Annotated in this window: 12 protein-coding genes; 4 read left to right on the forward strand and 8 right to left on the reverse strand. The window is 62.1% G+C overall.

Annotation, left to right across the window (positions count from 1 at the left end; genetic code table 11):
* Window positions 1-148 precede the first annotated feature (148 nt).
* The 6 genes from VML93_RS04430 to VML93_RS04455 all read right to left on the reverse strand — a co-directional run bounded on the left by VML93_RS04430 (window position 149) and on the right by VML93_RS04455 (window position 4462).
* Entirely contained in the window at window positions 149-277 is a 129-nt protein-coding gene (locus tag VML93_RS04430; RefSeq protein WP_325608075.1) for a hypothetical protein, read from the reverse strand.
* Window positions 278-292: 15 nt separating this feature from the next.
* A complete protein-coding gene (locus tag VML93_RS04435; protein WP_325608077.1) occupies window positions 293-1087 on the reverse strand; it encodes a CbbQ/NirQ/NorQ/GpvN family protein in 795 nt (264 codons plus the stop codon).
* Entirely contained in the window at window positions 1084-2613 is a 1530-nt protein-coding gene (locus VML93_RS04440; RefSeq protein ID WP_325608079.1) for a MorD protein, read from the reverse strand. Before VML93_RS04440 ends, VML93_RS04435 begins: the two co-directional genes overlap by 4 nt.
* 359 nt (window positions 2614-2972) lie before the next feature.
* Window positions 2973-3719, reverse strand: coding sequence for a hypothetical protein (locus VML93_RS04445; RefSeq protein ID WP_414686278.1), 747 nt, complete (start codon window positions 3717-3719; stop codon window positions 2973-2975).
* Window positions 3720-3845: 126 nt separating this feature from the next.
* Window positions 3846-4202 carry a hypothetical protein gene (locus VML93_RS04450; RefSeq protein WP_325608081.1) on the reverse strand — a complete coding sequence of 119 codons (357 nt, stop codon included), beginning with the start codon at window positions 4200-4202 and terminating at the stop codon, window positions 3846-3848.
* A 35-nt stretch (window positions 4203-4237) separates the two neighbouring features.
* Complete coding sequence (locus VML93_RS04455) at window positions 4238-4462, reverse strand: hypothetical protein (protein WP_325608083.1); 225 nt, start codon at window positions 4460-4462, stop codon at window positions 4238-4240.
* A gap of 458 nt (window positions 4463-4920) precedes the next feature.
* On the opposite strand from VML93_RS04455, the gene VML93_RS04460 reads away from it, so the two are divergent.
* Window positions 4921-6048 carry a dihydrodipicolinate reductase gene (locus VML93_RS04460; protein WP_325608085.1) on the forward strand — a complete coding sequence of 376 codons (1128 nt, stop codon included), beginning with the start codon at window positions 4921-4923 and terminating at the stop codon, window positions 6046-6048.
* Window positions 6049-6058: 10 nt separating this feature from the next.
* On the opposite strand, the gene VML93_RS04465 is transcribed toward VML93_RS04460, so the two are convergent.
* Complete coding sequence (locus tag VML93_RS04465; RefSeq protein ID WP_325608087.1) at window positions 6059-6658, reverse strand: TetR/AcrR family transcriptional regulator; 600 nt, start codon at window positions 6656-6658, stop codon at window positions 6059-6061.
* Between the two features lie 207 nt (window positions 6659-6865).
* On the opposite strand from VML93_RS04465, the gene VML93_RS04470 reads away from it, so the two are divergent.
* From VML93_RS04470 to VML93_RS04480, 3 genes are read left to right on the forward strand one after another with little or no spacing between them, the layout of a single operon-like run.
* Entirely contained in the window at window positions 6866-7654 is a 789-nt protein-coding gene (locus VML93_RS04470) for an SDR family NAD(P)-dependent oxidoreductase (RefSeq protein ID WP_325608089.1), read from the forward strand.
* A gap of 29 nt (window positions 7655-7683) precedes the next feature.
* On the forward strand, window positions 7684-8775 hold the full coding sequence (locus VML93_RS04475; RefSeq protein ID WP_325608091.1) for a dihydrodipicolinate reductase: 1092 nt from the start codon (window positions 7684-7686) through the stop codon (window positions 8773-8775).
* A gap of 3 nt (window positions 8776-8778) precedes the next feature.
* A complete protein-coding gene (locus VML93_RS04480; RefSeq protein WP_325608093.1) occupies window positions 8779-9597 on the forward strand; it encodes a mycofactocin-coupled SDR family oxidoreductase in 819 nt (272 codons plus the stop codon).
* 6 nt (window positions 9598-9603) lie between these two features.
* Here the strand turns inward: VML93_RS04480 and VML93_RS04485 are convergent, their stop codons facing one another.
* Entirely contained in the window at window positions 9604-10230 is a 627-nt protein-coding gene (locus tag VML93_RS04485) for a helix-turn-helix domain-containing protein (protein WP_325608095.1), read from the reverse strand.
* Window positions 10231-10388: the final 158 nt, after the last annotated feature.

A 10388-nucleotide genomic window follows, 5' to 3' on the forward strand; every position in this document is an offset into this window, starting at 1 on the left:
CCGATCAGACCCGGAGCCCACATGCCCATCAAGGCGGCGCCGATGATCATCCATTTGTCGGCGCGACGCTGAGCCAGGCGGGATTCGTCGTGGTGATCTTCAAGGCTGACCGAGGTGTTGCCCGAAAGCCGGTTGAGCAGAGGGAGATTCACAAATCCCACCACCCTCGAGCAAATGACATATAGAGCTGGATTCCGAACATCACCAGTAGGTAGCCGTAGATGACGATTTGGAAGACGATGAGCGCCCTCTTGCGCTTTTCCTCTTGTCGATCCATGCCGGTTGCTCCTTCCTAGGGCGAGGTGGCCAGGCTGGCTGCCGCGACTTCACGTAGACCGTCGGTGACGGCGCCGTCGGTACTCAGCGGTGCGAGGATGCAGGCGTCGGCCGCGTCCAATTCGGTTGCGCCGGCGGCGATCAACCGCGCGGCGGTGACCAGCACCCGGGTCGACGGGGGTTCGAAGTGAAAGGCTTCGTCGGCGGTGCGGATCGCGACTGCGCATCCGACCAGCCGCTGTGCGGTGGCCATGGGAATTCCGGCTTCGGCGACGATTACTTCGGCCTCACGGTCGGGTGGCAAATACGTCATCTCGAGCGTGACGAACCGCTGGCGGAACGACGGTTTGAGTTCCTTGAGTGAGCTGCGATATGCGGGGTTGTACGAACACACGAGCATGAACGCGTCCGGCGCTTTGACGACCTCGCCGGCACGGTCGAGGTATAGCGATCGCCGGTGATCGGTGAGCGAATGCAGGATGGCCAAGGAGTCGTGGCGAGCTTCGACGACTTCGTCGAGGTAGCAGATCGCACCGGCTTTGACGGCTCGGGTCAACGGGCCATCGGTCCAGACCACGTCGCCGCCGGTCACCATGAAGCGGCCCACGAGATCAGAGCTGGTGAGATCGTCGTGGCAACTGATGGTGACCACCGGCCGCTCCAACAGCAGGCCCATGTGCTCGGCGAACCGTGTTTTGCCACACCCGGTCGGACCGGTGAGCATCACCGGTATGCGCTGGCGGAAGGCTTGCTCGAACAACTGGACTTCGTTGCCCTTTGCCAGATAGGTGTCCCCGGTGTACTTCGTCATGCGGCGACCAATTCACGATGGACATGAGCCAGCACCCGCGGAAGCTCCTCTACGCGCCGGATCCGTTGAGAACGGCGGGGACCGAACACCTCCGGGAGGGGATCGACGCGCGTTGGTCCAACGCCCACGTAGTACATCGACACCCCCGCGTCGTTGGCCTCCTCGACCGCGTGTGCAGCGTCGGCCCAGGCATAACGGCCCTCGTAACCTTCATCGGAGATCAGACCGTCGCCGATGACGATGAGCAGGCGCCGTTCGGACGGCTGCTCGAGAAGTCGGCTCGTCAAATGGCGAAGTGGCGCACCGAGTCGGGTGTATCCACTGGTCTGAAGTCCGAGGCCGCTTGGCGGCACAAACCGGGGGTCCGCGAAGTCCTTCAGGCACCGAACTTCGACGCGGTGCCGGGTGTTTCCGGTGAACATGAAGATGCCGTGGCGCTCGCGCGCACGGTTCATCGCGCGCGAAAGCGCATCGGCACAAGCCAATTCCAGTCGGAAAATCCGGCCGCCGTGCACTCCCAACGATGAACTCCCGTCGAGAAGCAGCGCGGTGGTGACGTCTCGCCCGCTGGGCAGCAGTTCGCGGAAGATACGGGGTTGGCTCGCCTCGCCGGTCGCCCTGTCGACGTAGTGGCTTACGTATTGTTCGACATCCAGGTCGGAGCCATCTTCAAGGCGATTCTCCATCGCCCGATGGGTATGTTCTGCAAACCACTTCCGAAGGTCGGCGGAGATAAAACCGGGTTGGCGACTGCGGCTGGCGTGTGCCCGCTCGAGAACGGCCACGTGGTCTCGCATAAAGCTTTTCGTCCACGCATTCCACTCGGGATAGGGAATGCCGGGCCGGTGGTCGGGGGTGATATCGAGGTCGTTGTCCTGCGGCCGGCTCGGCGGCGGCAGGTTGGGATTGCGGACACCCCCGTCACCGCCGACGGGAACCGAGTACGGCCGCGGCAGACGCTTCTGCGTTGTCGTCCAGGGCATCCTGCCAAAGCTGCGCCGCAACCTGTCGGCCAAACCTTGCGGCATCGTGTAGGCCACCGGCAGGCTGCCCAGGAGCGGATGCACCGTCAGCGCCTGCCCGCTGGCTGCCAACGCAACGGCTCGGTTGAGCATCTGCGGGGCGTCCATGTCACCGGCTTGGGTGTGGAGCTCCGGTAGTACTCGTCGGACCTCGGGCAGCAGCCCCGGCCAGCGCGACGCGATCCAGCCGAGGGCCACCCCGGCTTCGACAAGTGTGAGTGCCCGCAGTTCGCGAGCGGAGAGCTCGTTCAGACGGTATTCGGTGACGCGGTCCTTTGAGGGTGAACATTGCAGGGCCACACCGCAGGTCAGGGTTCTACGCGTCCAGTCAGACATCGCGGGGTAGGGGACATGAACGAAGGTGAGCTTCCCGTTCAATCCGAAAGCGCGCCGGTCACCCGTGACGAGCCGGACACCTTCGCGGCGTTGCTCACTGAGCGCGACCGCCGTCACGGCGCAACTTCGTTCGAGCGCCATCGCATGGGCATCGGCGAGTTCAACCATTGCCGGAACCGGTCAGAATGTGCCGATGTTGGAGAAGAGCCAGTACCAGAACCAGATGATCAGGCCGGTGCCGCCCCACGCGGCGACATAACGAAGGATCTCCCAGAGATAACCCATAATCTGACCTCCTCGGTGAGGTACTGACACACCCGTCCCATTGGGAGCTGTCAGCCGGTGGCATAGTCCGCCCATAGCCGTCGTTTTACTGATTGAAGTCAACGGTAACCGTCGCGGCGGATGTCTGTCTAGTCCGACTGGATATCGAAACACCCGCTTATGCAACTGAATTCTCCAGTGGCCGGCCCGGTTCGCCGACGCTCGCTCAGTGATGACGATCATCGAAATATCCACGTGGGCCGTCAGTCGGAGAAGAGTTCTCGATTGACGGTGTGCAGATAGGGGATTGCGAGGAAGGGGGTGATGTAAAAGATGTCGTAGAGCCACCAGCCGACGACGGGCAAGACGACGCCGGCGAAGCGTACGTCGGCGAACATCGTCATGTTGAAGACGTAGCCGATCCAGATGACCACGCCCATCCAGCACGTGATGACCATCCACTGATGACCCCAGCGCTTCATCTGCAGGAAGCCGATAGCGGCGGCTATGCGCATCGTGAAGACGGTCAGGATAAGACCGACTTCCCAGGCTTTCTCGCCAGGGCCCGCCGCTCCGCCGACCCACAACTCGTTGTAGTGCCAGAAGTAGCCCGCATCGAACATGTTGCCCCAGCCGTTAAGTAGCACGCGGGCCAGCAGAGAGTGATTTGCCACCAGGTCGAGCGCCCATCCCACGGTATTGATCGCCGCGTCGATGATGACTAGATACCCGAGCAACGTGACCAGCATCGGCCGAACCGAGAGGCCATCGCGTTGCGCCCGGCGGAACAAGCGGACGCCCCGGAGGAACAGCGGCAACCCAAAGATGCCCAAGGCCGCCGTGCCGATGAGGAGACTGCCAGAGATGAGCCATCTGTCGGCCTGCTGCTGCGCGTGTTGCGATTGCTCCAGGTGCTCGTCGAACGTCAGTCCCGGTGTGGCAGAGCCGCTTTCTCTCGCGGCGGTGCCAACGCCGCCTGAATTGCGCTGTTGCAGCTTCGGCAGGTTCACGAACCCTCCTCATCAGAGGTTAAATTGGGGACGCTCGTGCACCATAGTAGACTGACTATAGTCAGTCTTCGCCCGAGATGGCGAGCAGCGTGTGCGACGACGCCCTTGAGGTTGGCTGACCGTCGGCTACTTATAGACGAGTTCGTCATCTTCTGGTTCCAGACCAGCAGCAATCACGAGCTTCGAGCCCGGTCGGAACCGCACAAGATCGAGGATCAACTCCGCCACCTGCTCTTGCGAGTAGTAGCTACGCAACTCCGTCCATTCGGAGTTCCCAAAGGCTACCGGATCTGTGAGGAACGCCTTCGTGAAGCGAAGCACAATCTGTTGGCGGGCCGGCAGATCGCTACTAGCCGGGTCCTCGAGATATTTGACCGTCGCCTCGTCGAAACCGCGATCGATCGCTGCGTTCAAGCGCAAGTTGCGGCAGATCGCGCAGCGCGACAATCGTCCGCTGAGGATTCGCAACAGTTCGCGTGTCACGATGTCTACCGACCCCGGATATGAGAGCGAGCGCGTCATTCGATGACGTCGTCGGGGCATGTCCGGAATATGCGGCGGCGCTTCGCGACATCGAAGATGCCATATGGAATCACCATATCCCACACACAAGTCTTGATTCCGAGCGCCTCGAGTTGCGCCTTCCGATCCGGATTGCTGAACCGCGCCGCGATCCACACCTCGTTGTGTCGGGCGAAGTCCTCGGCAATCGGGCCCGCGATCTGACCGGTACCTCCGGTCACCAGGATCTTCCGGTTCTTGAAGCATGGGTGGGAACCGTTCTGCTCGCAGGTGGATAGTGCTTGCCAATCAGCACCGGATGCAAGGCGACTCGACTCGCTGACTTTACTCAGCAGAACGGCCTGCTCGTCAAGGGCGAACCGCCGAATTCTGGTCGAGTCGTGTTGAGGGACTATGCCCGCCACCTTCATCACAAGATCGCTTGTCTACAGTCCTCGGTCGCTGCAGCGGAGCGACTACTCGGCCGGGCTGTCTTACCGCTGGCTGCGGCAGGCGCCATCTGATCCCATACTGACAGGAGTCAGCTGCTAAATCGTTGACACGATGTTCAAGAGGAGCCTAGGCTCAGCCGCTAAGGCTTGGTGAAATGTCGGGCGAGTCAGCCTCTGACGTCGGCCCGGTGCACTCCGGCGAAGAGTCGCTCGTTCGTCTTGGTGTCGGTGCAGGCAAAGGAGTAGCAATGACGCTCGCCCAAGAGAAGACAGCGACGCGAAAGTCACCGGCCGAGCGGAAGTATCGCGTTATCCAATGGGGCGTTGGCAACGTCGGAACGGTGGCGCTCCGCCATTTTGCCCATAATCCGGCCTACGAACTGGTCGGAGTGCTCTGCAATCGTCCGGAGAAGGTAGGCAAGGACGCTGGCGAGCTTTGCGGTAAACCGCCGACCGGAGTGCTTGCGACCGACGACAAGGCGGCCATCGAGGCTCTCGATGCCGACTGCGTGTTTTATGCGCCGCTGTGGTCTGATCCCGACGAGGTCTGCCGCCTGCTGCGCGGCGGGAAAAATGTGGTCGCGTCCGGTGGCGCATGGTGGTATCGAACCGAGCACAGCCAGGCGGATATCGACAAGATCCACGCCGCGTGCCTCGAGGGCGGTACATCGTTCCACGCAGGTGGTATCAATCCCGGTTTCGCGGGAGACCTGCTGGTCCTGACGGTGGCGCGGATCGTCAGCCAGATCGACACCATCCACATCTACGAAGTCGTGAATTTCGGCAGGGACACCCTGAAGTACCTATTCGAGATGGGGATGGGGAGCGATCCCGCCGGGTTCGAGGACGGCCCGAATCTGCTGGGGCAAGCCTGGCCACTGTTCGCTCAGTCGATGGCAATGATCGTCGAGCACATGGGCAAAACGGTCGACAAGTACACGACGGAAGTGGAGTTGGGGGTCGCCACGCGTGACATCCCCTTCGAAGGCGGGGACAGCAGCGACATGCCGGGCTTCAAGGGCGTGATCAAAGCGGGCACCGTCGCCCGCCAGCATCACAAGTGGACAGCGTGGGTGGAGGGCCGGCCGCTCATCGTCTTTCACGAGATCTACACGATGGACACCTACGATGCCATTGAGCCACAGGAGGATTGGCCTCAGCACTATCACTACCGCATTGTGATCGAGGGTGACTCATCCACTGAGCTGATCCTGCAAGGGGCGCAGGACTCGGATGGCGGTTACGCGTTACCAGGCTACACGTGGACCGCGATGGGCCCCGCGAACGCCATTCCCGCAGTCTGCGACGCCGCGCCGGGTTTCATGTCCCATAACGAGCTCGGACTCATGCCGCTGCGCGGCGTGATACGCCCGTGATGCGGCTGGGTCAGGGCCGCATGCTCCGCAACGTGCGCGCGACATAGTCTTCCAGCAGCGCGTGGCCGGTCGGCCAGTGGTTGGTGGTGATCAACAGAGCGTAGAGACCCAGCAGGAAGAACACCGCACTGTTCATGGGATTGACTTGCGCATCCGCTTCGCCGCGTTCTTGAGCAAGCGCGATCTCCTGGGCCACCAAGACGATCAAGGGGTGATCTCTGCCATCTTCGGTAGGCGGACGAGTCTGCGAAAAGTGCAGCGCAAGAAAGTCATTGAATAGCAGGTAGCCCAGTCGATGTTCCAATCCGACCACCAGGCGGACGGCCTCGGTTAAGGCGGAAGCCAGATCGTGCTTGGACTTCAAGAATTGCGCGAACTGTTTGGCAATGCGGGCCTCTTCGCGGCGCTCCAGCTCCAGCAGAACGTGTTCCTTGGTGGGGAAGTGGAAGAAGAAGGTTCCGTGGGCGACCCCGGCTGCCGCCACAATGGCGCTGACGTCGGCTTCGGCCAGGCCAGCCCTGGTGAACTCCGCGATCGCGGCGCCCATCAACCGCTCCCGCGTCTGCAAGCGCTTGGCTTCTCGCGCAGACGGCCTGTCCGTCACAGCCATTTCTTTCCTCACAGTTGACCTGACTCACCCAGAAGTGACCAGAGTAACCCAAACATTATGACCTGTGTTCCTCAGAAAAGGCTTGTCTGACTTGGCCGTCGTCGCGCTGGACGTGTCGGCGCCACCCCGGCCCCTGTGCATTCATTGACTATAGTCAGGCTACGTCCTTAGATTGAACCGCGCACACGTCACAGTAAGGAGCCCGGCATGGCTTTGGAGCAGTTCCGGCTGGATGGACAGGTCGCGATCGTCACGGGCGCCGGGCGCGGCGTCGGGGCGGGCATCGCGCGGGTGTTGGCAGAGGCCGGTGCCACGATTGTCGGGACCGCTCGCACCGAGTCCGAAATCGTCGGCTCGATCAAGGGTATCGAGGATGCCGGTGGCAAGGGGCTGGCACTGGTCGCGGATGCAATAAGTCGTTCGGACGGTGAGCGTGTCGTCAATACGGCCATCGAGCACTTTGGTCGCATCGACATCCTCGTCAACAACGTCGGTGGGTCGACATACGCGCGGTTTCTGGACATCACCGACGAGGATTTCCGGCACACGTTCGATTGGTGTGTGACCTCTGCCTTCATCATGAGTCAGCTCGTGGCCCCGCACATGCTCAGTGCCGGCCACGGTTCCATCGTCAATATCTCGTCGGGTTCGGCCCGGTTCGGGATTCGGGCGTTGACCGCCTACTGTGTGGCGAAGGGTGGCCTCGAAGCGCTCACGCGCGCTATGGCACAGGAACTCGCGCCGAAGATCCGCGTCAACGCCATCGCACTCGGTTCATTCGCCACGGACGGTCTGCAAAGCAGCCTGGACTTGATGCCCGGGTCGCTGGAAAAGATGCAAGAGGCTACGCCGCTGCATCGGCTGGGCGACGTCGAGGATCTGGGACGGCTCACGGTGTATCTGTGCACGCGCGATTGTTATGCGACGAACGCGACCTTTCACGTCGACGGCGGCATCGACTCGAACAATTCGCCGCTGCCGATACCCGACTACTGACCCTGGGCCGCGAAAGGAGCAGAGTAGCAATGCGCAGAGTGATTCAATTCTCCACCGGCAACGTGGGTCGGCATTCGCTGCGAGCGCTCATCGGTAGACCCGATCTAGACCTGGTCGGGGTGCACGCCGCCAGGGCTGAGAAGATCGGCCGGGACGCGGCGCAGCTTTGTGGGCTGGATGAGCCCACCGGCGTCATCGCCACCGACGACATCGACGCCTTGGTGGGCCTGGGCGCCGATTGCGTTGTCTACACATCTCAAGGCGAGACCCGGCCGATGGAAGCCATCGAACAGATGGCCAAATTCCTTGCGGCGGGGACGAATGTCGTCGCTACGTCGATGGTCTGGCTGGTCACCCCCCACCACGCCGATGACTGGCTACGGGTGCCCTTGGAGCGCGCCTGTGAGGCCGGAAATTCCTCGCTCTACGTAAACGGAATCGACCCCGGATTCTCCGGCGATACGCTGGTGCATTCAGCGGTCAGCCTGACCACCCGCGTCTCGTCGATCACCGTGCAAGAGATCTTCGACTACGGCAACTTCGATGATGCCGAGTTCACCGGCGCAGCAATGGGTTTCGGAATGACTGAGGACCAAGACCCGCCGATGTTATTCCTGCCCGGAGTAATCATGTCGATGTGGGGCGGTCAGGTACGCAGTTTGGCGGACAACCTCGACATCAAACTCGACGAGGTCCGCCAGCGCAGCGAACGCTGGTTCACCCTTGAACGCATCGACTGCACAATGATGACGGTCGAGCCTGGACAGATGGCTGCGGTTCGGTTTGCCACCGAGGGTATTCGCGACGGCAAACCGGTGATCACCCTCGAGCACGTCACCAGGCTGACCACCGCCGCCGCACCAGAATGGGAGTTCCCGCCCGACGGTCACACCGGCGTACACCGTGTTGTCGTGGAGGGTGAACCGCGGGTGGAGATTAACACGCACGTTTCGCATCCCGTTCTCGATTCCACCGACGCCGGCTGCATCTCGACGGCGGGGCGGGTAGTCAATGCCATCGATTGGGTGTGCCGCGCGCCCCAGGGACTGATCGCCGTGGAGGATATTCCCCAGTCTGCGACGATGCGCGGGCTGATGTGGAACGACCGCGAGGTGACCTAAGCCGTGACGGCATCACCCTCGGGACGCGTTGCCGGTAAACGCGTACTCATCACCGGAGCTGCCCGCGGCTTGGGGCGCAGCCATGCGTTGCGGCTCGCGGAGGAAGGAGCAGATCTCATCCTGGTCGACATCTGCCAATCTCTCCCAGAGCTTGAATATCCCTTGGCCACCGAACAGGACCTAGCCGAAACAGTAAGGCTGGTAAAGGATTTCGGCGGTCGCTGTGTGGGTTACGTCTCCGACGTCCGCAATGAGGAACAGCTACGCTCTGCCGTCGACGGTGGGGTCACCGAGCTGGGAGGACTGGACGGCGCGGTGGCCAATGCCGGTGTGCTGACGGTGGCGGAATGGGACAAGACGACTGCTGATCAGTGGCGCACCGTGGTCGACGTGAATCTGATCGGAGTATGGAACACCTGCGCGGCCGCGCTACCCCACCTCCTCGCCCAGGGCGGCGGCAGCTTGGTCAACATTAGCTCCGCCGGTGCCATTAAGGGCTTTCCGCTACAAACGCCCTACACCGCGGCCAAATACGGCGTCGTCGGCCTGACGCTGGCGTTGGCCAACGAACTGGCGGCGCAAAATGTACGCGTGAATTCCGTGCTTCCCACCGGTGCGCATACCGGGATGATTCCGCCGTCCTTCGGAACGGTCCTGGGCCAGGAGCGGTCCGACCTGATACCGATCTTCGTCAATGCGATGCCGACGCCGGCCGTCGAACCCGTAGACGTCAGCAACGCGGTGCTGTTCCTGATTTCGGACGAGTCCAGATATGTGACCGGGCTTCAATTCAAGGTCGACGCCGGGGTGACGATCAACTGAAATCGGTTATACGCGCCAGCTGCTGGGTTCGGAAATGCGAAGGGGAGGGGCCGGAGGGAGCGGCTTCGCGTCGGAGGTGGATATCGCGTCGATGATGAGAGCCGCGTAGCGTCGCCAGCCTTCGCCGTCCGAATCCATCGTCGCGAGCACGCTATAGAGCATCGCGATCAGGCGTGGTAGGTCGTCGGCGACCAGGTCGGCGCGGATCCGGCCGACTCGCTGACCTGCGCCGACGAGGTCGCCCAGCGCCTCGTTGAGTGAAACCGAGATGTCGAACGTCAGTGACCCCGCTCGGTGCGCGGCGGTCAGCAGGTTATGTTCACGGGCACCCAGCGATATCGCCGCCTCGATGAGGTGAGTGAGACCGCGCAGCGGGTCGTCCGCGCGACGGGCCTCGTTGATCGCTGGCGTCAGGTCCTCGGCAACGCATTGATCCAGCGCAGCCCGAACCAGACTGCCCTTTGTCGGAAACCTTCGGTAGAGGGTTCGCTCGCCGACACCCGCATGGCGCGCGACGGCCTCAACTGGCGCGTCGGGGCCCAACTCGCCGTATACGTCCCGCGCGGCGCACAGGATGCGCTCGACGTTGCGGGCGGCATCCGCCCGCAACGGCCGGTCTTCAACCGCGGTCATCTTGACAGCCTAACTGACAGTTGACTGCCAACACGGCAGAGCTCTAGGCTCTATAACTGGCAGACAGCTGACAATTAATGGGAAATACTCTTCATGTCAATATCTTCCAGATTCTCCGGAACCTACGAACTCAGCTCTGACGCCGATCCTCCGGTGTT

Origin of the sequence: Mycobacterium sp., from assembly GCF_035499775.1 — a bacterium.
Taxonomy (GTDB): Bacteria; Actinomycetota; Actinomycetes; order Mycobacteriales; family Mycobacteriaceae; genus Mycobacterium.